This window comes from Nocardiopsis protaetiae (genome assembly GCF_045446735.1).
GTDB lineage: Bacteria > Actinomycetota > Actinomycetes > Streptosporangiales > Streptosporangiaceae > Nocardiopsis > Nocardiopsis protaetiae.
This window is the reverse complement of sequence record NZ_JBJJBV010000070.1, coordinates 1-25,336: the sequence shown is the minus strand read 5'-3', so window position 1 is coordinate 25,336 and position 25,336 is coordinate 1. Positions and strand designations below refer to the sequence as shown.

Genomic DNA, 25,336 nt, shown 5'->3' with positions numbered 1-25,336 from the left:
TCAGCGTCCTCTTTTGGCCCGGGGCCACACCTGGGTGCGCCACCGGTCGACCTCTTCCTCATCGCGTTCGGCGGCCCGCGTCGCGGGCACCTGGTGGGAGAAGCCCATACGTTGCAGTAGTCGCCACACCCCGGAGGGGTCGGCGTAGGCGACGTGGAAGCGTTCGTTGATGAGGTGGTTGACCCGGTCCAGGGTCCAGGACTGGTCGGGCCATCCGTGCTCGGTGGGGCTGGAGTCGAGCAGGGCGGCCAGGGCACGCTCCTGCTCGCCGTTCAGGAAGGGTTCGGCGCCGCGGGGCCGGGCGGCCAGCGCGGCGGGGCCCTCGTTCTTCCAGGCGGTGTGCCACTTGTGGACGGCTTGTCTGCTCACGCCGAGCAGGCGGGCGATCGCGGCTTGGGACAGCTCGCCCTGGTCGAACAGCTCCGCGGCGACCAGGCGTCGTTTCTCGTACTCGGCAGGAGTGCGGGGAGAGGAGAGGGGAAGCTCCATGGCCAGGGTTTTCCCAGCTCGCTCGGCTGTCAACCCACACATCAAAGATCAGTATCGCACCCGCGATCTGGTCCTGGCCGCCTATGACCACCTGGCCTCGGCCGGGGCGGCACCACGGCTCGGCCCTGTCAGGGGCGCCGGGGCCGGATCTTCGACGTGACGGCGGTAGACTCCCGGCCCGACACGAACACACAGGGGAATGCAGGGGAAGAGGAGGCGCCGTGCCCACCGGACAGGACGTAGGACCGTTCCTGCCCTGGAAGGAGACCCTGGCGGCCTTGGCGGTCATGCTCCTCACCGGCCTCCAACAGGCCTGGGCCCTGTTCTTCCTGGCTCCGTTCGTGTTGGCGGTGTACGTCCTCTTCTTCCAGAAGGTCAGGTGCGGTGCGCCCACTCGCCGCGTACAGTCCTGCCGCATGAACGTCAGGGGTCGGTGGCGTGGCTGCCGTTACGAAGCCCATGGCCGGATGAAACACGCGGCGATCCTCCATGCGCTCCGCGGGAACCGCCCGCGGCCATCGAATCCGCGCGAGCCGGGGGAGGCATCGTGGGAGGGCGGACCGCTGGACGACCCCTGGGTGTCCTCTCCTCTCGTCGTCAGAGCCGCTGTGGTCGGCGCACCGCTGTGCGGCGCGGCCACCCTGCTGTTCGTCCCGTGGGGTGCGGTGCCGCCTCCGTGAGTCCTACGGTGTCCGGATCCGGCCATGGGGTGTCATGCCTGATCATCGGGCAGGCGGCGGAGGAGTTTCCCGAGAACGGCGCACCCCGGCCGGGGAAGGGATGAATACTGGCAGCGATGACTTCCTCCCCCGACCCCGGAGCCGCGGCGCAGGGCGGTGCGCCCATGCCCGGTGGTGCCCGATACGAGGTCTTCGCCCACCTCACCACCCCCAACAGCGGGCTGTACCGGGCGGTGATGGGCGTGTTCGTGCGGGCCAAGGAGCAGTTCCGGGTGCACCTGCGCCCCGAGGAGGTCCACGCCGGACTCCCCGAGGCCGTCCGGCCCACCGCCGTCGACCCGGTCGCCGACGCGCTCACCCGGCTGAACGCGTGGGGCAACCTGCGCGAGGACCCCGACACCGAGCGCGTCACCGCGGTGGAGGACTTCTACCGGCGCCGCCACATCTACCAGCTGACCCGGGAGGGCGAGGCCGCCGAGCGGGCCCTGGCCGTCTACGACGGGGCCCTGGGCGCCACCGGCGCGCTGCAGGCGGTCGCCCTGGCCGACATCGCCACCCAGCTGCGCGCGCTGCTGGAGGCGGTCTCCCGGGAGTCCCCCGACGAGGCCGTCGTCCACCTCACCCTGCACGGACTGGTTGCCCGGTTCGCCGAGCTGGCCGACAACGCCAGCGCCTTCATGGGGTCGCTCCAGCGGACCATCGACCTGCACGACGCCGACGTCGACGCGTTCTTGGCCTACAAGGACCGGCTCATCGCCTACCTGGAGCGGTTCATCGGCGACCTCATCACCCGGGGCGGTGAGATCTCCGCCCTGCTCATCGAGCTCAACGGCACCGGAACGGGGCCCGCTCCCGCCGAGGAACTGCTGTGGATCGCCGCCCGGCGCGAGGCCGCCGACGCCGCTCCGGGGCAGGCCCCCGGAGCGGACGCACCCGACGCCGAATGGGCGCTGGAGCGGGCCCTGGAGCAGTGGCGGCACCGCTGGGACGGGTTGTGCTCCTGGTTCCTGTCCACACCCGACACCCCCGCCCAGTCGCAGCGGCTGCGGGTAGCGGCCCGGGGCGCCGTCCCCCAGCTCCTGCGCGTGGTGGCGGTCATCAACGAGCGCCGTACCGGCCGCTCCGACCGGTCGGCGGATTTCCGGACCCTGGCCCGCTGGTTCGTCCAGGCCCCCGACGACGACGCCCGCCACCGGTTGTGGCGCACGGCCTTCGCCCTGCATCCCGCACGTCACCTGGTCGTGGATCCCGACACCGCGGAGCGCCGCGAGCGCGATCCGGTGCCCCCCGCCACCTCCTGGGAGGAGGACGAGTCGATCACCATCAGCCCGCGCCTGCGCCGCACCGGCTCCTACGAACGCCGCGGCCGGGCCCGCAAGGTCATCGACCGCAGCGACGAACGCCGCTACCTGGCCGAACTGGCCCGCAAACAGGCCAAGGAGATCGCCGCGGCCCGCGCCCGGCTCGCCACGCAGGGTCCGGTGCGCCTGTCGGATCTGGGCGAACTCGACCCGGCGGCCTTCGGGCTGTTCCTCCAACTGCTCGGCGACGCCCTCGCCGGCTGGGGGCACGGAACCACCCGCACCACGGCCACCAGCAACGACGGCACCATGGAGATCCGCCTGAGCGCCCTGCCCGACGGCCGCACCGCGATCGTGCGCACACCCGACGGCACCTTCCACGGACCGGACCACCTCGTCGACATCGTCGACCTGACCGGGGGCGGATCCCGATGAACACCCCCGAAGGCCTGCACCGGGCCGCGCGGGCGCTGCTCTCCCGGCCCCTGCTGCGCGCCTCGGCCCACCCGCAGGAGTTCCGCCTGGTCCGGGAGTACCTGCACGAGCTGCGGCGGTGGTTCGACCGCAACACCGGCTGGCGGCTGTACACGGACACCGAGACCGCGCGCCTGCACAAGGTCCCCGGGGACCCCGGCAACGCCACCCACCCCGCCCGGGAGGAAGGCCGGGGCCGACAGGCCTTCGACCGGCGCCGCTATGTGCTGTTCTGCCTGGCCCTGGCGGTGTTGGAGCGGGCCGAGGCGCAGACCGCCCTGGGCCGGATGGCCGAGCAGGTCGTCCTGGAGGCGTCGGCTCCCGAGTTCGCCGACCTCGGCTTCACCCTGGCCACCCGCGACCAGCGCATGGACCTGGTGGCGGTGGTGCGCCTGCTGGTCGAGCTGGGGGTGCTCGCCCGGGTGGCCGGCGACGAGGGGGCGTTCGTCGGACGCCAGGGCGACGCCCTCTACGACGTGGACCGGCGTGTCCTGGCGGCCCTGCTCGCCGGTGCCCGGGGCCCCTCCACCATCCCCCACGAGGACCACTGCGACCGGCTCGCCGCCCTGGTCGAGGACGGGGTCGCCCACCAGCTCGACAGCGACGACCTGCGCAACACCGCCATCCGCCACCGGCTCACCCGGCGCCTGCTCGACGACCCGGTCCTGTACTTCGACACCCTCACCGGCGAGGAGCAGGCCTACCTCACCGGCCAGCGCGGCGCGATCACCCGCCGGATCCACGAGCTCACCGGCCTGGTGGCCGAGGTGCGCGCCGAGGGCATCGCCATGGTCGACCCCCGGGACGACCTCACCGACGCGCGCATGCCCGAGCAGGGCACGACCGGGCACGCCACCCTGCTGCTGGCCGAGCACCTGGCCGCGGCCGGACGCCCGCTCACCCTGGACGAACTCGCCGCCAGGGTGCGCGAGCTCGCCGACGAACACGCCTCCTACTGGGCCAAGTCGGCCCGCGCCCCGGGCAACGAACCCGCGCTGGTGGCCGCCGCGGTGGAGCGCCTGCGCGCGCTGGACCTGGTCGCGCTCACGACCGCGGACGGCTCCCCGACCGTCCGGGCCCGCCCGGCCCTGGCCCGCTACGCCGTCGCCGACCCCGTCGTCACCACCCCCGAGGGAGAGACCCCGTGACCCTTCCCGAACCCGAGCGGGAGCGCTGGCAGCCGCTGCGCCTGGGCGTCGTCGACCTGTTCTACTACGAGAACGAGGAGTTCCGCTTCCGCGACGGCCGGCTGCTGCTGCGCGGCAACAACGGCACCGGCAAGTCCAAGGTGCTCGCCCTGTCCCTCCCTTTCCTGCTGGACGGGGAGATCTCCGCCCACCGGGTCGAACCCGACGGCGACCCCAAGAAGCGCATGGAGTGGAACCTCCTGCTGGGCGGTGAGTACCCGCACGACGAACGGCTCGGCTACACCTGGATCGAGTTCGGCCGCCGCGACGCCGACGGCACCCGCGAGTACCGCACCCTGGGCTGCGGCCTCAAGGCCGTGGCCGGGCGCGGTATCGCCCGCCGCTGGTTCTTCTCCACCACCCGGCGCATCGGCTCCCCCGAGGGGTTCGGCCTTCTGGACGCCACCGGTACCGCCCTGTCCCGGGACCGCCTGATCGAGGCGGTCGAGGGCCACGGCATGGTCTATGAGAACGCGGGAGACTACCGCCGGGCGGTCGACGAGGCCCTCTTCGGACTGGGGGAGGAGCGCTACGCCTCCCTGGTGGACCTGCTGATCCAACTGCGCCAGCCGCAGCTGTCCAAGCGGCCCAGCGAGGCCGCGCTGTCGGCCGCCCTCACCGAGGCCCTGCCGCCGGTCGACCAGGCGGTGATCGCCGATGTCGCCGAGGCCTACCGGGAGCTGGAGGACGACGAGCACGAACTACAGGCGATGGTCGAGGCGGAGACCGCCTCCTCCGCCTTCCTCGGCCACTACCGCCACTACACCCGGGTGGCGGCCAGACGCGCCGCCCGCGCGCCCCGCCGCGAGCACTCCCGCTATGAGAAGCTCACCGCCGACCGTGCCGCGGCCGCCGCCGAGCACGAGCGGGCCCGGGCCGACCTGGACCTGGTCGACTCCCACGTTCAGGAGCTGAACTCCCGGGTGGCTCGCCTGAACGGCCAGGAGCAGTCGCTGCGGCGCAGCCCCGAGATGGACAGCGCCCGCGAGCTGGACCGGGCGCGCATCGACGCCGACCGCACCGCCGAGCAGGCCGCCCGGGCCGCCTTCGACACCGATCGCGCCGGGCAGGAGGCCGAGAGCGCCCGGAGCGGCTTCGACCAGGCCGCTCGAGACGCCGAACGGGCACGGGTCGGGCTCGCCGATACCCGGGAACAGGCGGACTCGGCGGCGCGGGCCGCCGGGATCGCCGACCGGCACCGGGACGGGGTCGACCCGTTCGTGCCCGACCACCCCGAGGACACCCGCCGGGCCGCGCAGGAGCTGGCCGGATGGCGCGGCCGAGCCCTGGAGCACACGGAATCCCTGATCGGCGCCGCGGACTCCGCCCGCGAGGAGCACCGGCGGGCCCGCACCCGGCTGGAGGACGTCGACGGTGAGACCGCCGAGTTGGAGGAGTCCCGCGCACAGGCGGAACAGGACCTCGACGACGCCGTGCGGGGGCAGGTCGCGGCCGTGCGCGGGCATGTGGAGTCCTGCACCGAACTGCGCGTCGACGGCCTGCCCGGGCTGCTCGACCGGCTCGCGGACTGGGCCGCCACCCTGGACGGCCCCGATCCCGCGCGCCGGGAACTGAACCACCGCGCACACCGGGTCGAGTCGGAGCTGGCAGGGCGGGAGGCCGGGCTGGGCCGCGAACGCGACGACCTGCACGACACCCGGGCGGCCCTGGAGGACGAACGGGAACGGCTGGAGAGCGGACGCCCGGCCCCGCCACCGGTGCCGCACACCCGCACCGCCTCCCGGGAGGACGGTCGGCCGGGGGCGCCTCTGTGGCGGCTCGTCGAGTTCGCCGACCACCTCGCCCCCGGGGAACGCGCCCGGCTGGAGGCCGCCCTGGAGGCCGCCGGCCTGCTCGACGCCTGGGTGGGCCCCGACGGCTCCCTCAACGCGGCCGACGGGTACGACGCCTTCGTCCTCCCCGGAGACCCGGTGCCCGGCCACCACCTGGGGCTGCTGCTGCGACCCGCCGTCGACCCCGGCGACCCGGGCGCCCGCGCGGTCCCCACCGAGCGGATCGCCGCGCTGCTGTCCTCCATCGGCGCCGACGACCGGCCCGACGTCACCACCTGGGTCACCGTCGACGGGAGGTTCCGGATCGGTGCCCTGCGCGGCGGCTGGACCAAGGAGGAGGCGCGCCACCTCGGCGAAGGTGCCCGGGAGCAGGCCCGACGCGACCGCCTGCGCGCCATCGCCGACGAACTCGACGGCATCGGGTGGCGGCTGGCCGATATCGACACCGCCCTGGCCGAACTGGACGGACGCCGCCGCACCCTGCGCTCCGAACTCGACACCCTGCCCGACGACACCGCTCTGCGCGGTGCCCACGCCCGCCTTGCCGACATCGTCCGGGCCGGGGTGTCCCTGGCCCGCCGCAGGCACGAGCGCGCACAGGAGCTGGAGCGCGCCCGGACCGACTGGGACGCGGCCCGCGCCGTCCTCGCCCAGACCTGCGAGGAACTCGGAACCCCCGCCGACGGGCCGGGGCTCACCGAACAGCGCGACGCGCTGTCCTCCTACCGGGTGGCCCTGGCCGGGTTGTGGCCCGCACTGGACCTGCGCCGCGACACCCTGCGCAACTTGGAGGAGGCCCGGGAGCGGGCCGAACGCACCGAGCGGCTCGCCACCGAGCTGGCGGAGCGCACCGAGCGGCTGCGCCTGGAGGCCGAGGAGGCCGCCGAGCGCCGCACCACGCTCGCCGAGACGGTCGGGGCCGCGGTGGCCGAGCTGAACGCCAGGCTCGAACAGGTCTCCCGGGAGCTGGCGCACTGCCGCGAGCGGGACCGCGCGCTGCGGGCCGAACACGCCGACGCCCTGGACCGGCGCGGCCGCGCCGCCGGACTGCTGGAACGCCTCGACGACGACATCGCCGAATGCGCCCGCACCCGCGCCGAGTCCATCGAAGGGCTGCGGTCGTTCGCCGCCACCGGCCTGCTCGGTGTCGCCCTGCCCGAGCTGGAGGTCCCGGACCCCGCACGCACCTGGGCGCCCGACCCCGCCGTGCGTCTGGCCCGCGCCGTGGACCGGGCCCTGGAGGAGACCGACGACGCCGACCCCGTCTGGGACCGGTTGCAGAAGAGCCTGTCCCAGCAGTTCAAGAACCTCCAGGACGCACTGTCCCGGCACGGGCACAGCGCCGCCTCCTGGCCCGAGGCGGGCGCCCTCGTCGTCCGGGTCACCTTCCAGGGGCGGGAGCGATCCGTCGACGCCCTCGCCGGGGCGCTGGCCGAGGAGGTCGCGGCCCGTCGTGCCCTGCTCTCGGCCCGCGAACGCGAAGTACTGGAGAACCACCTGCTCACCGAGGTCGCCGGAACCCTGCACGGCCTCATCACCGCGGCCGAGACCCAGGTGGAGCGGATGAACGCGGAACTCAGGGAACGCCCCACCAGCACCGGCATGCGACTGCGGCTGGTGTGGAAGCTGGACCGCGACGCCCCCGAAGGACTGGCCGCCGCCCGCGGCCGCCTGCTGCGCCAGACCGCGGACGCCTGGTCGGCCGACGACCGGGAGACGGTCGGGGACTTCCTGCAACGGTTGATCGAACGCGAACGCGATTCGGGGTCGCCGTGGTTCGACCGCCTGGCCCGGGCCCTGGACTACCGCTCCTGGCACCGGTTCGCCGTCGAACGCCACCAGCACGGCCAGTGGAAGAGCGCCACCGGCCCGGCCTCGGGCGGCGAGCGGGTGCTGTCGGCCTCGGTCCCGCTGTTCTCCGCCGCGTCCTCCTACTACGCCACCGCCGGCAACCCGCACGCCCCCCGCCTGATCATGCTGGACGAGGCCTTCGCCGGGGTCGACGACGATTCCCGCGCCAAGTGCCTGGGCCTGCTGCGCGCCTTCGACCTGGACGTGGTGATGACCAGCGAACGCGAATGGGGGTGCTACCCGCAGGTCCCGGGACTGGCCATCGCCCAGCTGTCCAGGATGGACGGGGTTCCCGCCGTGCTGGTCACCCGCTGGGAATGGAACGGCAGAGAACGCTTCCGGGCGGCCGATCCCGGCGATCCAGGGGCGCCGGACCGGGAGGGGACCGTCATCGCCGCCGCACCGGGCAACGGCCAGGAGGGGCTGTGGGAGTGAGCGACCTGCCCCGGCTGCGGCGCCTGCTGGGCACCCCGGACACCGCCTGGCTGCTGGAGCGGGCGCACCGCCGCCTGCGCGAGGGCAGACCCCTGACCGGGACGGTGACCCGCAAGGACGCGACCGCCGGGGAGCGGTCCGCCCTGGCCGCCCTGGTGGGTCGGACCCCGGGGAGCGGCGGCACCGTGAGTGTTCGGCTGGAGCGGATCGACGCGCTGCTGCGGGACAGCGGGGCCTGCCCGGACGGACTGGCCGCCGCGGTCGAGCTCCTGGCCGGTCCGGTCGTTCCCCTGGAGGCCGAGCGGGAACGCGAGGAGGAGGTGTGGAACCGGGTGTTCGTCCCCCTGGAAGAGGTCTGCGGTCCGCATCCACCGCTGGCGCGGTGGTGCGAGCAGGTGCGCCGGGACGGGCGGGTCCGGCGCATGGCCCCGGGGCCCGAGGAGGCGTCGGCCCTGGTGGAGGCGGTCGCCCGGGTGGTGGCAGCCCTGCCCGCGGACGGGACGGCCCTGTCCGGACTGGCGGCGCGGGTCCTGGGCGACGCCCACGCCCTGGACGACGACCGGTCGGTGGCGACCCTGGTCCTGGGCGCGGCCCGGCTGCTGGGTGGAGAGGCCGAGGGGAGCGGGGCCGCGTGGCGGCGCCGGGTGTGGGCCTCGGTGGGGGTGTTCAAGGACGAACTGTCCTCTACGGTCCTGGTCCTCGGCCTGCCCGGCGACCCGGGGACGGCCACCGGGCGGGCACTGCTGGCCCTGGCGGGAGCGGGGCAGCCCGCGGTGGTGACCCTGCGCCAGCTCGTCGCCGAACCCGACTGTGTGCACTGGGCGGGGACACGGGTCTCGGTGTGCGAGAATCCCGCGGTGGTCGCGGCCGCGGCCGACCGGTGGGGCGCCCGCTGCGCTCCCCTGGTCTGTCTCCAGGGGGAGCCGAGCGCGGCCGCGTTGACCCTGCTGCGCTCCGCCGCGGACGGCGGGGCACGGCTGCGGCTGCACGCCGATTTCGACCGGGGCGGGATCCGCATCGCCACCGCCCTGGCCCGCCAGGTCCCCTGGGAGCCCTGGCGATTCGCCGCCGCCGACTACGCGGCCGCCGCGGCGGCCCGGCCCGGCAGGCCCCTGGGCGGGGCCCCGGCGCCGACCCCCTGGGATCCGGCGCTGGCGGAGGCCATGGCCGCGCGCGGGGTCCGGGTGGAGGAGGAGAACGTCCTCGTCGACCTGCTCCCCGACCTGCTCTCCACCCGGGGACTCGGCCGACCGTGACCGGCCGGGACGGGGGCTCACCGGGTGTGGAAGGCGGAGAGGTCCACGGCCGGGGCCGGGGCGAACTCCACGCCGTGTTCGGGCGGGATGGGCTCGCCGGAGGCGGCGTCGGTGCAGTGGGCGTCGAACATCTGGGCCTCGTCGAGGGGGACGAGGGCGTGGTCGGCGGCCTGCCAGCCGCGGACGACCTTGACGGGGACCGCGGTCCCGTCGGGCAGGGTGTGGGAGATCCGTTGGGTGGAACTGCGCAGGATCACGGCGGCGCCGCGGCCGCCGGCCACGATGGCGGAGAGCTGTTCGACCACCGGCGGGTGCTCGATGTCCCAGCCCCGGTCGTGCAGGACGATCGAGGTGGCCGCCGTCTGGCCGGTGTACAGGGTGAGGACGTGGTGTCGGTCGGGCAGGTCCCTCAGGAGGGCGGACAGCAGGATGCGGGCACGTGAGGTCAACATGGTCCGAGTATGTGCGCCCCGACCTGCCCGGATCGGGTTGTCCACAGGCCGAATTCGGAGGGGCCGTGCGGCGCCCGTGACCGGAGCCCGCGGGGCGCGGCCGGGCCGACCGGCCGGGCGCCCCGGGCTCCGGCCGGGCCGCGGGGCCCCGGTCAGCCGGGCTTGCGCAGGACGGTGATGCGGTCGCGGTACTTGGCGACGGTGTACTGGCCGCGGTCGCCCCAGGAGCCGCGCTGTTCGACGACCTCCAGGCCGCGGTCGGCGGCCCAGCGGGCGAAGGCCTCGGGGGAGACGTCGGAGCGGTTGCCGTCGTCGCGCCAGCGCCGCTGGCTGATCCAGCGCTGGGCGATGCGGCCCGGGCGCCCGGTGCGGCGGGTGGCCGGGGCCAGGCGCAGCGACCAGTCGGGTTTGCCGGCGTGGTGGACGACCGCGGTCGCGCCCGGCGCCATGACCCGGGACATCTCTGCGAGGTAGCCGGTGATGACGTCCGGGTCCAGGTGGACGAAGACGTCGAAGGACCACACGAACGCGATGGAGGCGTCCGGGACGGGTTCCATGCCGCAGTCGGCGGTGCGGTGGACGCGCAGGCCGGGGTGGTCCGCGAACCGTTCCCGGCAGTGGTCGAGGCAGGTCTCGTTGACGTCCACGATCCACACGTGCGGGGACCGTTCCAGCAGGTGCTCGGTCCAGCGGCCGTGGCCGGGACCGATCTCCAGGGAGGGGCCGCGGGAGGCGCCCGGGGCGAGCAGGGTGTCGATGAGGGAGGACTTCCACTCCTCGTAGGGCTGTCCGCAATAGGCGGCCATGAAGGACCACTCGTCGCCGTTCTTATCCCAGGAGTGCGCTTTGCCCCAGGTTTTGCGATTCCATTCGACTGTCGGCATTTTCTCTGTTCCTCCTGTTCAGGGGCCCTGTGGGGCATTGGTGGTCTCCCTGGAAAAGGGAGAGTGCGCGCTTGGAAAAGCCTACTCCCGGGGTGTCGGTGGCGTGTTTTCCCTTTTCTTTTCTACGGGTCTCACGGGGGCTCTGGCGTCCCTGCGGTTCCTCTGTGAAGTGAATGTGGTTGACATAGTTCACATGGCATCGTGTACAGTGGGGCCACTTGGAAGCCGTCCGAGAACGCCGGATGTGCGAGCACGTCCGCGCCCCCACCGACCCGCACCCACCGGAGCACCCGATGACCCACCAGCCACAGCCCGGCCAGGCCCCCTACGGCGTGCCCGGACCCCACCCGCAGCCCCGCACGGGGATGTCGGCCGGCGCGAAGTTCGGCGTCGGCTGCGCCGTCCTGTTCTGCCTGCTCTTCGCCTTCGTGGGCTGCGCCGCCCTGCTGGCCTCGGGCGCCCCGCAGGACTCCGACCGGCCGGCCGCCACCGGCGGGGAGAGCGCCCCGGAGGCCGAGGAGGTGCCCGCCGGGGAGGAGGCGGAGGCGCCTGCCGAGGAGGCCGCCGCGGACGCCCCGGTGGTCCTCACCGCGACCCGCCACGAGTTCGCGCCGAGCATCCTCCACGACGGCGGCGACTACACCAGCGTGTACGTGACCGTCGAGAACCGCGGGGACGAGGACGTCGACGTCAACCCGCTGTACTTCTCCGTCGTCGCCGAGGACGGCACCAAGAAGGACACGATCGACGGCCTGGGCATGGCCGAGGACCAGATCGACACCCTCACCCTCTCCCCGGGCCAGCGGGCCGAGGGCGTCATCACCGTCAAGGGCTCCATCGCCCCGGCGAGTGTGGAGTTCTCCGGGGCGTTCGGCCTGGGCGACACCTACACCGCCGAGGTCGGATGACCGTCACCGGGCGGGGCGGCGGGGTCCGCCCGCCGCCCCGCCCGGGCTCCGCCCCACCGGCCCCGAGAACCCACCCCCACCGGCCCCGAGAGAGTGAGGACACCATGGCCGACCCCCGCGACCTGGCCCGCCGCCCCGGCCCCCGGAGGCCCCGGCGCACCTGCGGCCGCTACCGGGCGGACGGGACGCCCTGCGGCGAGCCCACCGACCACGCCGACGGCTGGTGCCGTACGTCCGACTGCCCGGGGTACACCACCGCCCGCCCCGACCCCGCCCGCTTCGGCATCACCCGGTCCCGCCCCGAGGCCCCGGTGAACCCGGACCCCTGTCCCGTGGACGAGTACGACATCTCCACCCTGGGCGTCACCCGGCATGCCGTCGACCGCTTCCTGGGCGTTCACGGGCAGGAGGTCGGTCGGGCCGGCGCCGAGGCGTCCCTGCGGGCGATGATCGCGGACTTCGCCGGGCGCGGGCGGTGGTCGCGCAACGCGCAGGGCCGGGTCTCCTTCGCCTACTCGGGGTTCTACGCGACGGTCACCCCGGACCTGGCCCTGGTGGCGGACTACGGGACCTGCCACGCGGAGCGCACCTGGGCGCAGGTCAGGGCCGGGGTGCCCTCCCGCGGTGAGGCCGATCGTCGGCGCCGCGCCCGCGAGCGCCGGCTCCGGAGCCGCCTACGGGAGGCGGAGGAGGCGGGGATCGCGATCGCCCCCGGCCTGGACGGGCTGGTCGTCACCGGCCCCGACGGCTGGTCGATGGAGGTGGCCGGTCGGACGTTCACGGATCTGACCGGTCCGTGGTGGCACGAGTTCACACGGATGGTTCGGGAGCGCTGGGGAGTGGAACCGGTGCCCTCCGAACAGGGATGACGTCCGCGTTCCCGAACGTACCGGGCCGGGCGCCCCCGCGCTGGCTTTTCCCGAAAAAACAAGGGAAATCCCTGATCTACGCCATAAAGGTGCGGAATCGGTTCATCCCTCCCTCCCCAGAACAACAGGAAAGGTGGGCAAGAAAACGCCCCCGCTGCCCACACCGGACCCGGAGGACGCCTGGCTGTGGCCGGAACGGGCGGTGTTCGCCGACCCGGAGTTCGAGTCCCTGGTGCGTTCGCCGGGGTGGCCGGGGCGGTCAGCCCGTGTGCAGGCGGGCGGCGGTGGCGGGGTCGAGGTCGCGCAGGGCCGCCAGGGACGCGGTGTAGGCGGCGGTGCCCTCCGGGCCCAGGGCGTCGGTGTAGGCGTCCGCGGAGACGGCGGGCACCTCCTGGCCGTTGGTCTGGGCGGTCAGCAGCCACCGGGCGACCTCGACCGGGTCGAGGGCGGCGCGGGCGCAGGCGGCGGCGTGCAGCGGGACCAGGGCGTCGGCCTCGGTGGCCGGGGTGGCGGGGTCCGCCAGCAGCGGGACGGTGCGGTCGATCAGGACGATGGCGCGGCGGGCCAGGGACTCGGCGGCGGCCCATTCGCCCAGGGCGCCGAGCGCCTCCACCTCGCCCACCAGGTCGCGGACGGCCGCCGCGTACTCGTGGGCGCGGTCGGGGACGGCGGCGGGGTCCGCCAGCAGGGCCAAGGGATCGGCGCCGGGGAGCAGCTCGTCGGGCAGGTCCGGGGAGTCCGGGGTATCGGAGGCGCCGGGGGAGCCCGGGAAAGAGACCATGATCCAGTTGTACCGGTACCGGACCGGTGTGCGGTGCCGTCGGTGTGGAGTAGATGCCGTTACCGGGAGGGGCGCAAGGGGGTGTGCAGATGGGCCGGTCCCTCGGTGGCGGGACCCGGCGGCCCTAACGGCGGCGGGGGCCGTGGGTCGAAGGGATTTCCCCGGCCGCGTGGGGCGCCACAATGGGGGGATGTCGCAGCGCAGAACACGCACCAGCACCCGCCGCCCCCCGGACACCGACCCCTGCCCCTGCGGGGGCGGGGCGTACGGGTCCTGTTGCGGACCGGCCCACCGGGGCGAGCGGGCGGCGGCCACCGCTGAGGCGCTCATGCGCTCGCGCTACAGCGCCTTCGCCGTCGGGGACCGCGCCTACCTGGAGCGCACCTGGCACCCCGACACCCGCCCGGCCCGGGTGGACACGGACCCCGGCACCGAGTGGACGGGGCTGGAGATCCTGGAGACCGGCGGCGGAACCCCCTTCCACACCGACGGCACGGTGCGGTTCCGCGCCCGCTACCGGGAGGGAGGCCGGGACGGGGAGATGGTGGAGCACAGCCGCTTCGCCCGCGTGGACGGCGCCTGGGTCTACGTGGACGCCCTGCCCGCCTGAGCGCTCACCCCGGGTGGTCCGGGCGGCGCAGGGCCCGGGCCAGGAAGGCGGCGGTGCGGGACCGGGCCGCCCGCTCGGGGTCGGGGTGCACGCGGCCCAGCGCCTCCAGGACCTCCACGGTGTCGGGGTGGTCGGTGCGGCGCAGCCGGTCCACATCGTCCAGGATGAGGGACTCCAGCCCGCCGGTGGCCGGGGAGACGAGGAAGTCCGCCAGGCCGTCCTCCCCGGCGGACAGCGCGGCCGCGAGCATGTCCACGATCACCCACGGGCCGCGGCCCGCCATGATCCGGTCGATCTCGTCCTGGCGCAGCATCCGCGAACCCAGCAGCACGATGGCCGCCAGGTGCGCCCGGGCCGGGCGGTCGCAGGTCAGCAGACCGCGCAGCTGCGGGCCCAGGTGTGAGCTGACCAGGTCCAGGACCGCGGCGCCGTCCCAGCGGCGCAGCTCCATCCCGGGCCGGTCGACCGCCTCGCAGACCTCCCGCAGGGCGCATGCCGGGGAGCGGGCGGCCAGCCAGGAGTCGATCGCGATGATCCTCCCGTCCGGGGAGAAGGACCGCACCGAGTCGAGGAACGCACCGGCCTCCACCTTGCCGATGTCGTCGACGAGCGGCGCCGGGACCCCCACCGACAGCAGGATCTGGCGCACCCCGTAGCGGCCCAGCGGGGTGAGCCGCACCAGGCACGGGCCGCCGCCGGGGCGGCGGTGGTCCAGGTGGACCGCCCCGGTCTCGGCCAGCTGCCACAGCATGTGCAGCAGGAGGTCGGGCAGGCGGCGGCGGATCCGCGCGGTCACGGGGACCGTGCCCGGGTCGGCCAGCAGCGCGGCGATCAGGTCGGTGAGGGGGATCCGGGAGCGGTCGGGCGCCTCGTACAGGGAGCGCAGCACCAGGGGGAGCAGGTCGGGGCCGGTGGTGCCGGGCTCGGTGGTGGTCAGGTCGCCGCGGGCGCCCTCGACGGTGGTCTCGAACATGTCGCTCCACCACAGCAGGATCTGCCGCGGGTCGCGGGCCCGCTCCTCCAGGTCGGGGGCGGGGCGGGCCTGCCCGGCGGCGAGCTCGACCATGCCCAGCCGGACCGCCTCCCACCAGGGCAGGGCGAAGGCGGGTGTGGGCGGGTCGTCGCGGCCCGGTCCGGCGGGTCCGACGGGGCCGTCCGCCGAGGGGCCCGCGGGCCACAGGGAGAGCGTGCGCACGGCCTCGTGGATCAGCGGGGTGTCGGGGAACCCCCGTGCGGTGACCGGGACGGTGGGCCCCGTCCAGCGGGCCAGGGCCAGGGCGTTGGCGTACAGGGGGCAGTGCGAGGCGGCGAAGGCCAGCTGTGTTCGCGGGTGCAGGCGCACCGGGCGGGCCGAGACCCGGGGCGGGTCCGGCGGGGGCGGGTGGTGAGAGGGCGTGTCCACTCCCGGATTCTCCTTACGAGGAGGGAACCGACGTCACCTTCTCTATCGCTCCGAGGCCGGGTCGCGTGCGGTTTTCCACGACATTGGTATGGAAAACCCGGGTGGCGGGGGTGGAGAACGCCGCGTTCGTCGGCAAAAGGGACCGGACGGCCGGTTCCGCCGAGCGTAGACTCGCCCATCGGACGGGCCCGGCGAGGGGCCGGAAGGGAAGGCGCCGTGGCGGCGGAGCGGATCGTACGCGCGGAACGGAGTCTGCGCGGGCTGGCACTGGGAGACGCTTTCGGGGACCGGTTCTTCCTGCCCGCGGACGAGGCCGAACAGGCGGTCGCGGGGCGCCGGATCCCGGAGCCGCCCTGGGAGTGGACCGACGACACCGCGATGGCGGCGTCGGTGTTCGCGGTGCTGTCCGCCCACGGCCGGATCGTCCAGGACGAACTGGCCCGCGACCTGGCCGACCGCTACGACCCCTCGCGGGGCTACGGGCCGTCGATGCACCGGCTGCTGCGGGCGGTCGCGGCGGGGGAGCCTTGGGAGGAGGCCGCCCGCTCCCAGTTCGGCGGCGAGGGTTCGCACGGCAACGGGGCGGCGATGTCGGCGCAGGACACCGTGCCGTTCGCACTGTGGTGCGCGGCCGGGCACCTCGACGACGAGGTCGAGGCGCTGTGGACGGCCGTCGCCGGCGGCGGCGACCGCGACACCACCTGCGCGATCGCGGGCGGGGTGGTGGCCGCCCGCACCGGCGGTGCCGGGGTGCCGCCCGCGTGGCGGGCGGCCTGTGAACCGCTGCCGGAGTGGGCGTTCGCCGCGGGCGGCGACGGCGTCAGGGGGTGGGCGGGCCCGGGGCCCAGCGGCCGGCGATGAGGTCCACGCTCCGGGCGGCCAGGCCCTGGCCCAGGGCGTCCAGTTCGTGCAGGGCGTCGCGGAACCGCTCCACCTGCCGGAACATCTCCCCGTGGCGGCGCTGCTCCTCCACCGGCAGGACCGGCAGGCGCATCCGGGCCGGGTCCACGCGCAGGCTGCCGCGCATGCTGCTGCTGACCCGGGCGATGGTGCGGCTCTCGGCGGTGCTGGTGACGAACCCGGCCAGGAACCACGGGTCGACCGCGCCCGGGTTGGTGCGCACCACGTACAGGCCCGGACCCGGGTAGGCGCCGGCGTCGGCCTCGGTGGCGACCCGGGCCACCGGGCGGGCGGTCACCGCGGGGATGAGCACGTCACCCTCCTGGACCGGGGGGTTGCGCATGGGGTCGGCGTCGACCTCCTCGCTGCCCGAGGCGGCGCGGCCCCGGGCGACGTCCTCGCCGGAGATCACCCGGGCGGTGATCCGGGGGCCGCCGGTCCGGGGGTCGGAGTCGGCGCGGCGGGCGGCGGGGCGGCGGATCGTCACCGATCCGGCCTTGGCCAGCTCCGCCAGGGTGACCACCCGGGTGGGCTCGGCGCGGGGCTCCTCCTCGGGGGGCTGGGGGACCAGGGTGCGCAGGGTGCGCAGGGCCGACTCCACCCGGCGGCGGTCGCGGGCGAACGACTCCAGGTCGACGGCGGCGGTGCGGGGGACGGGCAGGCGCGGGCGCGGGGTGAGGTCGACGTCCTCGTCCAGCAGGTCCACCACGTCGACGCTGCGGGCGACACCGGGCTTGACGGTCCCGGCGGGGTCGTCGAGGAAGCCCTGCCACAGCCGGTCGACGAGGGCGACGACGGAGGCCTCGTCGGCGGGGGCGCCCGGGTCGTGGGGGGAGGTGTCGGCGAGCAGGACCGGGCCGGGGGCCCGTCCGGGTTCGGGGCGGCGCAGCACCCACAGTTGCAAGGGGACGGCGTAGTGGGCGGCCAGGCCGGGGGGCAGGGAGATGATGGCCCGGAACGCGCCCGCGCGCAGCATCTCGCGGCGGATGCGGCGGCCGGAGGGGCGGGCGGCGGCGCCGGGCGGCATCACCATGACGACGGAGCCGCCGGGCCGGGCCAGGGTCAGGCAGTGCTGGACCCAGGCCAGGTCCGACTCCAGGCGCGGCGGGCTCCCGTACACCCAGCGCTCGTCCTCGGCGAGGTCCTCGGCCCCCCAGTTGCGTTCGCCGAACGGCGGCGCGCACAGGACGGTGTCGGCGCCGTCCGCGGGCAGCGCCGGGGAGCGCAGGGCGTCGTCGACCACCAGGCTCAGGCGGCGGTCCAGCAGGTCGGCGAACCCGGCGCGCAGGGCGGCCAGCCGGGCGGAGGGGGCGTCGCGGTCCTGGCCGTGCAGCGGGGAGCGTCCGGCGCGGCCCGCGGCGAGCAGGAGTTCGCCGCGCCCGCAGGCTGGGTCGGCGACGGTGCCGTCGCCGCCTGCGGGTCCGGCCAGGCGGACCATGAGGTCGGCCAGGGCGGAGGGCAGGGTGTGGGAGCCGGAGGGGGCGCGCTGGTCCAGGCGGGCCAGCAGGCGTTCGAAGGCTCGGGCCGGGTCGCTGCCCTGGGCGGCCCGCACGGCAGCGTCGGCCAGGACGGGCAGGTGGGCGTCGGGCGGGGTGTCGTCCCCGCCCAGGTGCTCCAGCCCCGCGGCGGCCAGGGACTCGGCGAACCCGGTGCGGGCGGCGTCGAACAGGACCGCCGGATCGGCGGTCTCGGCGGTGGGCGGGCTGTGGTGGCGGTGCAGGTGCAGCAGCAGGATCCCGACCCAGGCCAGGGCGGACTCGGTGGGCATGGTCGAGCGCAGGGAGTCCACCGCCTGCCACAGGCGCTGGTCGGGGTCGATGCTGGGGGCGCCCCGGTGGGCGGACAGCCAGCGCTCCACCTGGGCCAGGTCGAACCTGGGGCTGCGGTCGGTGCCGCCGACGGGGCGCGGGAAGTCGTCGTGGCGGCGCCGCCAGTTGCTGACCGCGGTGGGTTTCACCCCGGCGATCCTGGCGATGTCGGCCGAGGTCACCTCCACGTCACCGGTGTCCATGAACCGTCCCATCCACGCTGGCGAACGAACAGGTCACGAGTGTACACATGCGCTTCCGAACACCGGTCCGGACACATCCGAAAGAGTGGTTGATCAGATTCACATACGGCGGTCCGGGCGGGGATTCCGGAGTCGGGACGGGAAGCCACCGGTCCCGATTCGGACGAACACCCCACACGGCGGCCCCTGGCGGTCTAGCTTCGTTTCCATGGCCGATGACACGATCGGGGCGTCCTACCCCGCAACGGTTCCCGCCGCCCTGGCGGAGAGCCTGGAGAAACTCGATCTGCGCGAGGGGCTGCTCCGGGAGTTGCAGTGCTACCCGGACGAGGCCGGGACCATTCTGGTGGAGACCGCCGAACACCTCCTGCACGAGGGCGAGCGCGAGCAGGGGCTGCGGCTGCTGGAGGCCCTGCGCGAACACCCGCCGGCCCCCGAGGACGCCCAGTACGCCGTCATCGAGATCGCCCGCGACCTGCGCGAGCAGGGGCGGGGGGCGGAGTCGGAGCGGATGGTGGAGGACCTGCTGCGGGCCGGGGGGCTGCAGCCGGGCCCGGCCGGGCTGCTGGCCGACCTGTTCGAGGCCGACGGGGACCCGGCGCGGGCGCTGCACTGCCACGACATCGCCGCCCGGGAACTGCTGGCCCACCCGGGCGAGTCGCTGGCCGGGGCGAGCGTGTACGACATCGGCCCCCTGGTGGGACGGGCCCGCCTGCGCGGCGAGGCCGGGCTGGAACCGGACGGCCACGACCTGGTGGCGCTGGAGGCGGCCGGGCGGTTCTGGAGCGAACGCCAGGGGGAGATGTGGCCGCCCCCGGAGGCGGCGGGCGGGGCCTGACGGCTCACCCCGGCCGGGAACCGCCGCCGCGATGCGGCCGGGGTTTGTCGCCGTGGCCCGGCCGGTGTCCGCCTTCGTGGTGTGGCCAGGGTGAGCCACCGCGGTCCGGTCGGGGTCCGCCGGGGCCCGGCCGGTGTCCGCCGGGATGTGGCCCGGGTCCGCTTTCTCGGTTTTCTCGGTGCGGCGGGGCTCGCCAGGGTACGGCACCCGGCCGGACCGGCCCCGGTCGGCCGGGTGCGGCCACCGGGCGATCCCCCGACACCGCCCCGCGGTGCCCGCCCGTGGCCTACGATGCTGTCCTTCGGGTGCGTGCGGGTGCCCGGAGGTTCTCTTTGGAGGGGTCCGTGGCCGTCGCACCGGGTTCGGGTGAGGGACTCGTCCGCATCGTCCCCGGCTCACCGCTGGACGCCGCGCTGCCGGTGGAGGGCGGGCGGGGCCGGCTGGCGGTGCGCGACGGCGTCGAGGGCGTCCTGCACTGCGCGCTGGTGATGGAGGACGTGCGGCTCACCGCCTCCGAACGCGTCGGCCTGGGCTGGCTGCTGCGCGAACACCAGGAGTTCACGGCCTCCTCCTTCGTGCCCGGGGACGGCGCCGGGTTCGCGGAACTGTGCGCCGGGCTGCGCGAGGGCGGCCCCGGCTGCGGGGTGGTCCTGGGGCTGCCCGGCGAGGGCCGCACCGGGACCGCCGTGGCCGCCCTGTCCCGGGCCGGGCTGGTGGTGCGGCCTCTGATGGCCGACACCGACGAGGACGAGCCCTTCCAGGGGGTGTGGCCCGAGGAGGGCCGCGGCTACCTGGTGGACGTGTCCGGGGCCGGTCCGCTGCCGGACGTGTTCCTGCGCGCGCTGGGCGACTTCGCCGTGGTCGCCGCCCACGGCGGGGCGGCACTGGTGGTCATCGCCGACCCCGGCCAGTGGGACGTCGCCCCCATCCCCGGCGCCGTGCACCTGCGGGCCCGGCCGCCCGAACGGCGCGAGGTGCTGGCCGCCCACCTGGGGTGCCTGCTGGGCGACCGCCACCGGGCGGCGCGCTGGGCGCGCGAACTCGACGGCTGCGGGATGCTGCGCGGCGCGACCCCGGGGGAGGCGGCCGCCCTGGCCCGGACCGCGCACGCCGTGCTCACCGGCCGCGAACGCGGGGCGGGCGAGCTGGAGCAGATCGCCCTGATCCGGGAACGCCACCGCGGCGGCGGCGAGGTCGCCGCCTGGTTCGCCGACGCCACCGGCCCCGACGGGGTGTGGAGCCGGGTGGTGGTCGCGGCTCTGGCCGTCCTGGAGGGGGAACCGGTCGAGGCCGCCCTGGAGGGCGCTCGCGGCCTGGCCGGAGAGCTGGGGGTGGAACCCCGCGAGACCGACGGCATCGCCGGGGTCGGCATCGGCCCCACCCTGGAACGGGTGGGCGCCCGGCGCACCGCCGCCGGAGAGGTGCTCTTCGAACGGGAGGACCGCGCCGACCGGGTGCTGGAACACCTGTGGGCCGAACACCCGGGCGTGCGGGCGGGCCTGGTCCGGTGGGCGGCCGCCGAGGCGGTGCGCCGCGGCCCCGAGACCGCGCACCGGATCGGGGCGCGGCTGTTCTCGCTGTTCGACCGGTGCGCTGCCCCGACCGCCCTGGTGGGGCTGTTCGACGCCTGGGTGGGGGAGTCGGAGCTGGTCGACGCGGTGGTGGCGCTGTCCTCGGCGGCACTGGTGCACCCCCGGTTCGCGCGGGCGCTGCGCGAGCGCCTGTACGAGGAGGCCCGCGCGCCCGCGTCGGTGGTGACGGCCCGGGTGGTGGCGCGGGTGTGCGCCGAATACGGTAAGGCCGACCCGGTGGGCGCGCTGACCCGGCTCAAATGGCTGGTGGAGGTGGACGAGGACGCCGAGGCGGCGCTACGTGAGCTGGCCCGCCACGAGGGCCTGCACCCGGCGCTGGTGCGGGCGGCGCTGGAGTGGATCGGCGGGGCGCTGCCCTGGAACACCGGGTCGACCTCGCCGGTGCGGGCCGACGCCGGGGTGCGCCTGCTGGAGGGGCTGGTGGCGGCCGAGGCAGACGGGGTGCCGGTGCTGCTCGCCCGCCACCTGCGCGAACCCGGAGAAGAGGGGGAGCGGCTGCTGGGCTCGGCCTGGTACGCGCTGCTGGAGTTCGGGGCGCACGAACGGGTGCGCGCCGCCCTGCGGCCGTGGCTGCGGGCGGCGCTGGCCGACGGCGCCGGGTTCGGAGAGGTGGTGTACGCGCTGGGGTGCGCGGTGGCCGGGCTGGCCGACGCCGACCCGGACGCGGTGGCCCGCCGGGCGGCGCGCCTGGACCGCGCGCTGACCGAGGCGTGCACCCGGGAGGGGCTGGGTCCGGACGAGGGGGAACGGCTGCGCGAGGCCCTGGGCCTGGCCCCGGCCCGCGACCGCACCGCCTAGCCCGGCGGAGGGCGGAGGCGGGCCGGGCGGTTCCTTCGCCCGGCCCCGCGCGGTGGACACCGCACGGGTGGCGGGCCCGGCGTGCGGGGGTGGAGGCGGGCCGGAGCGGGCCCGTGCCGCCCGAGCCGGCGCGGTGGGCCGGGGCCGGGGACGAGCCGATGTGCGGACGGCGGGGACGGCCGGGGCGTCGGCCGGTCGGCGGACCGGAACCCATGAGCGGTGCCGTCCGTATCCTCACGATCGGTCGGGGAGGAGGGCTCCGGAGTCGGCGGGCGGGGCCGGGTCGGCCCAGGGCAGCGGGGCCTCGGCGGCGACCTCGCGCATGCGCCGGTAGGCCGCCTCGTCGGAGGGGCGCGGCGCCCCGTCCTCGGCCAGCAGGTGGGTCAGCGGCGGGGCCGTCCCGCCGTCGTCCAGGACCACCGTTTTTTGCCGGGCCCCGTCGCGCAGGGTCAGCCGCACCTCGGTGACGTTGTCGGCGCTGCGCAGGTGGAACAGCCCCGCCAGGTCCACCCGGCGGGCCAGGATCTGCTCGGTCAGCGGTGCGGGCAGGTGGCGCTGGCCCGACGGCGGGGTCAGGACGTGCCGGAAGGTCCCCATCGGCCGGGGATCCTCCAGGTTGAACAGGTCGGCGCCGCGGGTGACCTCCACGACTTCCACCTTCACGGCGTGGGCGCCCTCCAGGAACCTGCGGTAGGCGGCCGAGTCCGACAGCGGGGCGCAGCGCAGCGACAGGCGCCCGCCCAGGCGGGCGTCCACACAGCGTTTGAGGTGGTCCAGCAGGATGGTCCCGGCGCCCCGGCCCTGGTGGCGTTCGGTCATCGCCAGGGCGTGCGCGCCGCCCCGGGGCACCACCAGCAGGGCGCGCAGGTGGGTGGTGGCGGCCTCCTGGGCCCCGTAATGGTAGGGGTCCCGGTCCTCGGCGACGCTGCGGATGGTGCCCGGGGTGCCGAACCTGCCGTAGTCCAGCCGGATCTCGATCTCGCGGTCGCCGGTCCGGCGGTGGTCGCCCACCGACAGGTGGGAACGGCGCTCGGGGTCGGTCACCGGGCTCTCCTGCAGTTCCCGCACGGCGCCGTGGAGGAGGTCGAGCAGGTCGGTCCCCTCGTCGTCGAGGCGGTCCACCGCGGGGTGGTCGTCCGGGCGTCCGGGCGGGGCCGCCCACAGTCGGTAAGCAGCGAAACCGTGAGTGGCCACGCAAGTCCTTCAGGTCGTCGGTTCGGATGGGTGTGCCGCTCCGGGTAAGCAGCACGGGACACCGGGGAGTGACCCCGCAAGTCCTTCAGGTCGGTTCGGATGGGTGTGCCGCTTCGGGTGAGCAGCACGGGACATCGGGGAGTGACCCCGTAAGTCCTTCGGATCGTCGGTTCGGGTGCACCGTCCCGGGCGGGCGGCACGGGATACCAGCGTAGTGGCGCCGGAGCGGCGGCGCGTGGTGCGACGGGCACCCGGCCGGGGGCCCGGATCCCCCGTACCCCGGCGGGCGGAGTGCCGAGGGCGAGGGCTGGGCACAACACCGACCATGGGCGCATGGGTACTGGTCAGGCACGGGCAGACCGAGTGGAGCAGGACGCGGCGGCACACCGGCCGCACGGACGTCCCGCTGACACAAGAGGGGGAGCGGCAGGCCGCGGCGCTGCGGCCGCTGCTCGCCGGGCGAACGATCGGGCGGGTGATCGCCAGCCCGCTGCGGCGGGCGGTGCGCACCGCCGAACTCGCCGGGCTCACCGTGACACGGACCGACCCCGACCTCCAGGAGTGGGACTACGGCGGGTACGAGGGGGTGACCACCGTCGAGATCCGCCGCGAGCGGCCCGGCTGGGACCTGTGGCGGGACGGGGTGGTCCCGGGCGACGCCGAGCACCCCGGCGAGAAGGTGGAGGAGGTGGCGGTGCGGGTCGACCGGGTGCTGGCGTCGGCGGCCGCGGAGGTGGGCACGCCGGGGGCGGCGGACACGGTGCTGGTGGCGCACGGGCACGTGCTGCGGGTGCTCACGGCACGGTGGCTGGGCCTGGACGGCCGGGCGGGGGCGCTGTTCTCCCTGGGTACCGGTGCGGTGTGCACGCTGGACCGGGAACACGACCGGCCGGTGGTCTCCTCCTGGAACCTGGTGCCGTGACGGCCCGGGGCCGGGGATCGGGGGCGTGCCGGGAGGGTGCGCCCGGGGACCGGAGCGGGGGAGGGACGGATCTCCCACCGACGGTCAGGACCGGACGGAAGTGGGCGCCGGGGGTGGCCGTTGGCCTGGCGCCGCATTCCCCGGTGAAGGGGTGGTCCTGTCAGGGGTGAGCAGGGGAAACTCGGGGCTCGACGGACCGGAATCGACGCCCGCCCTCGTGGCGGGGTCGGTCGTTTCTTCTGACGTGAGGCCTACGCCACCGGTTCCTCAGGGGCCACATGAGGCCACTCTGGAACCTTTTGCCTCAACCCGTGCGAGACGGGGACGGCCGGGTCCTCACATGAACAGGGGACATGAAAAAGACCCGACCGTCGATGCCCCTTCTCCAGATGAGAGGGGCGGTATGTGCCGACGGTTCCCTCGGGGCCGACGGACGATCAAGGGCACGCAGAGTGGGGGAGTGGCTGCGCTGCGTGCACCGGCGGTGGCAGGGCCTTCCATGAAGGGGGGACATGGAGGACCCCGCCACCTCGGCCCGCCCTCCGCGCGGGGGCTGCCGGAGGGCTGGGCCGACGGTGGCGGCGGCACCGGAGGTGCGGGGTGCCGCCGCTCGGGGAAAGGTCTACGCGGCGTTCTCGCGATCGAGCGCCGCACCCGGTCTGAGGCCGAAGGGCACACCGAATCCGGTGAGCCAGCCCTCACGCTCCAGGCGTTCGAAGATCTCCTGGGTGACGTCGTGGTCGGGGGCCGACCGGGGCGGCCATCCGAACCGCTCGGCCACCGTCGACCAGCTCGGGCCGTGCCCGTGGTCGGAACGGTAGCGGTCCACCCAGAGCGCGACCTCGCCGGCGCGCTCGCCCAGCAGCTCGTCGGCGCGTTCGGACGCCGGGGCGTCCAGCGGCGTCGTCGCCGGGGAGACCCGGGGCGCGGTCGGCGGCGCCGGGGCCAGGGGGGCCAGCCAGGCGGTGGTCTCGCCCAGCTCCGCCTCGATCACGGCGCCGTCGTCGCGGACCGAGACGATCCACTCGATCCGCTCCAGCCATTCGAGCAGTTCGGTGAGCTCGTCGGGGCCCGACAGCGCGCACGCCACGGTGACCTCCACCCGGGGGACCCGGATGCGGCCGCCGGGGGCGGCGCGCGACGCCAGGTAGGTGCCGGTCAGCCGGAGCCGGTTGGGCTTCTTGCGCATCTTCTTGTGCCCCATCGCCCGGCCCACCCAGCCCGAGGCGCGCGAACGCACTCCCTGGCCGATGTCCCAGGGGTTGCCCTCCATGTCGGGCAGGCCGCACAGCGCCGGGTCGGAGGGGTGGGACTCGATCACCCGCTCGGGGGTGGTGACCAGCCAGCCCGAGGCGATCAGATCGCTGAGTGAGGCGTGCGGGTCCTCCAGGCGCAGGATCCGCATGTCCTGGCCGAGCAGGTACACCGCGCCGCGGATCGCGCCCCGCAGGGCGCAGACCAGGGCGAGGTAGCGGCTGTCGGGGTCGCTGCCCACCTGCTTGGAGGCGACGTAGGCCCACACCTCCCGCAGGAACTCCATCTTGTGCAGGGTGATGGGCAGGTCCCGGTTGGGGTGCGGGGTGGGCGGGGGCGGCCCCTCCCGGCGCTTGGGCGGCTTGGGCGGCCACCCCGGCGGGTTGACCACACCGTCCTCGTGGCAGCGGACGCATTCCATCGCCGCGGCCAGGTCCGGATTGGGCCTGTGGAAC

The 25,336-nt window shown here is 75.2% G+C and carries 20 protein-coding genes; 12 read left to right on the top strand and 8 right to left on the bottom strand.

Annotated elements, in window-relative coordinates:
- Positions 1 to 489: a winged helix-turn-helix domain-containing protein gene (locus ACJOT3_RS13310; RefSeq protein ID WP_406972447.1), complete on the bottom strand. Its 489-nt coding sequence runs from the start codon at positions 487 to 489 to the stop codon at positions 1 to 3.
- Between the two features lie 221 nt (positions 490 to 710).
- Here ACJOT3_RS13310 and ACJOT3_RS13305 point away from each other — a divergent pair, with 221 nt between their 5' ends.
- The 5 genes from ACJOT3_RS13305 to ACJOT3_RS13285 all read left to right on the top strand — a co-directional run bounded on the left by ACJOT3_RS13305 (position 711) and on the right by ACJOT3_RS13285 (position 9,466).
- Positions 711 to 1,169 carry a hypothetical protein gene (locus ACJOT3_RS13305; protein WP_406972445.1) on the top strand — a complete coding sequence of 153 codons (459 nt, stop codon included), beginning with the start codon at positions 711 to 713 and terminating at the stop codon, positions 1,167 to 1,169.
- Between the two features lie 116 nt (positions 1,170 to 1,285).
- A complete protein-coding gene (locus ACJOT3_RS13300) occupies positions 1,286 to 2,905 on the top strand; it encodes a TIGR02677 family protein (RefSeq protein WP_406972443.1) in 1,620 nt (539 codons plus the stop codon).
- Positions 2,902 to 4,092 (top strand): TIGR02678 family protein, encoded by a 1,191-nt coding sequence (locus ACJOT3_RS13295; RefSeq protein ID WP_406972441.1) that lies wholly within the window; start codon positions 2,902 to 2,904, stop codon positions 4,090 to 4,092. Before ACJOT3_RS13300 ends, ACJOT3_RS13295 begins: the two co-directional genes overlap by 4 nt.
- Positions 4,089 to 8,210: a TIGR02680 family protein gene (locus ACJOT3_RS13290; protein WP_406972439.1), complete on the top strand. Its 4,122-nt coding sequence runs from the start codon at positions 4,089 to 4,091 to the stop codon at positions 8,208 to 8,210. The genes ACJOT3_RS13295 and ACJOT3_RS13290 overlap by 4 nt, the downstream gene beginning before the upstream one ends.
- Positions 8,207 to 9,466, top strand: coding sequence for a TIGR02679 family protein (locus ACJOT3_RS13285; RefSeq protein WP_406972437.1), 1,260 nt, complete (start codon positions 8,207 to 8,209; stop codon positions 9,464 to 9,466). Before ACJOT3_RS13290 ends, ACJOT3_RS13285 begins: the two co-directional genes overlap by 4 nt.
- Positions 9,467 to 9,483: 17 nt before the next feature.
- Here ACJOT3_RS13285 and ACJOT3_RS13280 read toward each other — a convergent pair whose 3' ends face one another.
- Together ACJOT3_RS13280 and ACJOT3_RS13275 are read right to left on the bottom strand one after the other, a co-directional pair.
- Positions 9,484 to 9,918 carry a hypothetical protein gene (locus ACJOT3_RS13280; protein WP_406972435.1) on the bottom strand — a complete coding sequence of 145 codons (435 nt, stop codon included), beginning with the start codon at positions 9,916 to 9,918 and terminating at the stop codon, positions 9,484 to 9,486.
- Positions 9,919 to 10,070: 152 nt separating this feature from the next.
- A complete protein-coding gene (locus ACJOT3_RS13275) occupies positions 10,071 to 10,802 on the bottom strand; it encodes a class I SAM-dependent methyltransferase (RefSeq protein WP_406972433.1) in 732 nt (243 codons plus the stop codon).
- 218 nt (positions 10,803 to 11,020) lie between these two features.
- Between ACJOT3_RS13275 and ACJOT3_RS13270 the strand changes: the two genes are divergently transcribed.
- Positions 11,021 to 11,710: a DUF4352 domain-containing protein gene (locus ACJOT3_RS13270; RefSeq protein WP_406972431.1), complete on the top strand. Its 690-nt coding sequence runs from the start codon at positions 11,021 to 11,023 to the stop codon at positions 11,708 to 11,710.
- Positions 11,711 to 11,814: 104 nt separating this feature from the next.
- On the top strand, positions 11,815 to 12,579 hold the full coding sequence (locus ACJOT3_RS13265) for a hypothetical protein (RefSeq protein ID WP_406972429.1): 765 nt from the start codon (positions 11,815 to 11,817) through the stop codon (positions 12,577 to 12,579).
- A gap of 259 nt (positions 12,580 to 12,838) precedes the next feature.
- On the opposite strand, the gene ACJOT3_RS13260 is transcribed toward ACJOT3_RS13265, so the two are convergent.
- On the bottom strand, positions 12,839 to 13,360 hold the full coding sequence (locus ACJOT3_RS13260) for a hypothetical protein (RefSeq protein ID WP_406972427.1): 522 nt from the start codon (positions 13,358 to 13,360) through the stop codon (positions 12,839 to 12,841).
- 190 nt (positions 13,361 to 13,550) lie between these two features.
- Between ACJOT3_RS13260 and ACJOT3_RS13255 the strand changes: the two genes are divergently transcribed.
- Positions 13,551 to 13,970: a YchJ family protein gene (locus tag ACJOT3_RS13255; protein WP_406972425.1), complete on the top strand. Its 420-nt coding sequence runs from the start codon at positions 13,551 to 13,553 to the stop codon at positions 13,968 to 13,970.
- A 4-nt stretch (positions 13,971 to 13,974) separates the two neighbouring features.
- Here the strand turns inward: ACJOT3_RS13255 and ACJOT3_RS13250 are convergent, their stop codons facing one another.
- Positions 13,975 to 15,372, bottom strand: a complete 1,398-nt coding sequence (locus ACJOT3_RS13250; protein ID WP_406972423.1) for a hypothetical protein — start codon at positions 15,370 to 15,372, stop codon at positions 13,975 to 13,977.
- 216 nt (positions 15,373 to 15,588) lie between these two features.
- Here ACJOT3_RS13250 and ACJOT3_RS13245 point away from each other — a divergent pair, with 216 nt between their 5' ends.
- The gene (locus tag ACJOT3_RS13245; RefSeq protein ID WP_406972421.1) at positions 15,589 to 16,233 is read left to right on the top strand and encodes an ADP-ribosylglycohydrolase family protein; all 645 of its coding nucleotides are present in this window, start codon (positions 15,589 to 15,591) and stop codon (positions 16,231 to 16,233) included.
- Here the strand turns inward: ACJOT3_RS13245 and ACJOT3_RS13240 are convergent.
- The gene (locus ACJOT3_RS13240; protein ID WP_406972419.1) at positions 16,193 to 18,283 is read right to left on the bottom strand and encodes an N-6 DNA methylase; all 2,091 of its coding nucleotides are present in this window, start codon (positions 18,281 to 18,283) and stop codon (positions 16,193 to 16,195) included. The genes ACJOT3_RS13245 and ACJOT3_RS13240 overlap by 41 nt on opposite strands.
- 208 nt (positions 18,284 to 18,491) lie before the next feature.
- Here ACJOT3_RS13240 and ACJOT3_RS13235 point away from each other — a divergent pair, with 208 nt between their 5' ends.
- Complete coding sequence (locus ACJOT3_RS13235; RefSeq protein ID WP_406972417.1) at positions 18,492 to 19,121, top strand: hypothetical protein; 630 nt, start codon at positions 18,492 to 18,494, stop codon at positions 19,119 to 19,121.
- A 344-nt stretch (positions 19,122 to 19,465) separates the two neighbouring features.
- A complete protein-coding gene (locus ACJOT3_RS13230; RefSeq protein ID WP_406972415.1) occupies positions 19,466 to 21,511 on the top strand; it encodes a hypothetical protein in 2,046 nt (681 codons plus the stop codon).
- A gap of 234 nt (positions 21,512 to 21,745) precedes the next feature.
- On the opposite strand, the gene ACJOT3_RS13225 is transcribed toward ACJOT3_RS13230, so the two are convergent.
- Positions 21,746 to 22,705, bottom strand: coding sequence for a hypothetical protein (locus tag ACJOT3_RS13225; RefSeq protein WP_406972414.1), 960 nt, complete (start codon positions 22,703 to 22,705; stop codon positions 21,746 to 21,748).
- 325 nt (positions 22,706 to 23,030) lie between these two features.
- Between ACJOT3_RS13225 and ACJOT3_RS13220 the strand changes: the two genes are divergently transcribed.
- Positions 23,031 to 23,627 (top strand): histidine phosphatase family protein, encoded by a 597-nt coding sequence (locus ACJOT3_RS13220; RefSeq protein WP_406972412.1) that lies wholly within the window; start codon positions 23,031 to 23,033, stop codon positions 23,625 to 23,627.
- Positions 23,628 to 24,249: 622 nt separating this feature from the next.
- Here the strand turns inward: ACJOT3_RS13220 and ACJOT3_RS13215 are convergent.
- Positions 24,250 to 25,336, bottom strand: a 1,087-nt coding sequence (locus tag ACJOT3_RS13215) for a hypothetical protein (RefSeq protein ID WP_406972410.1), incomplete at its 5' end; no start/stop codon positions are given.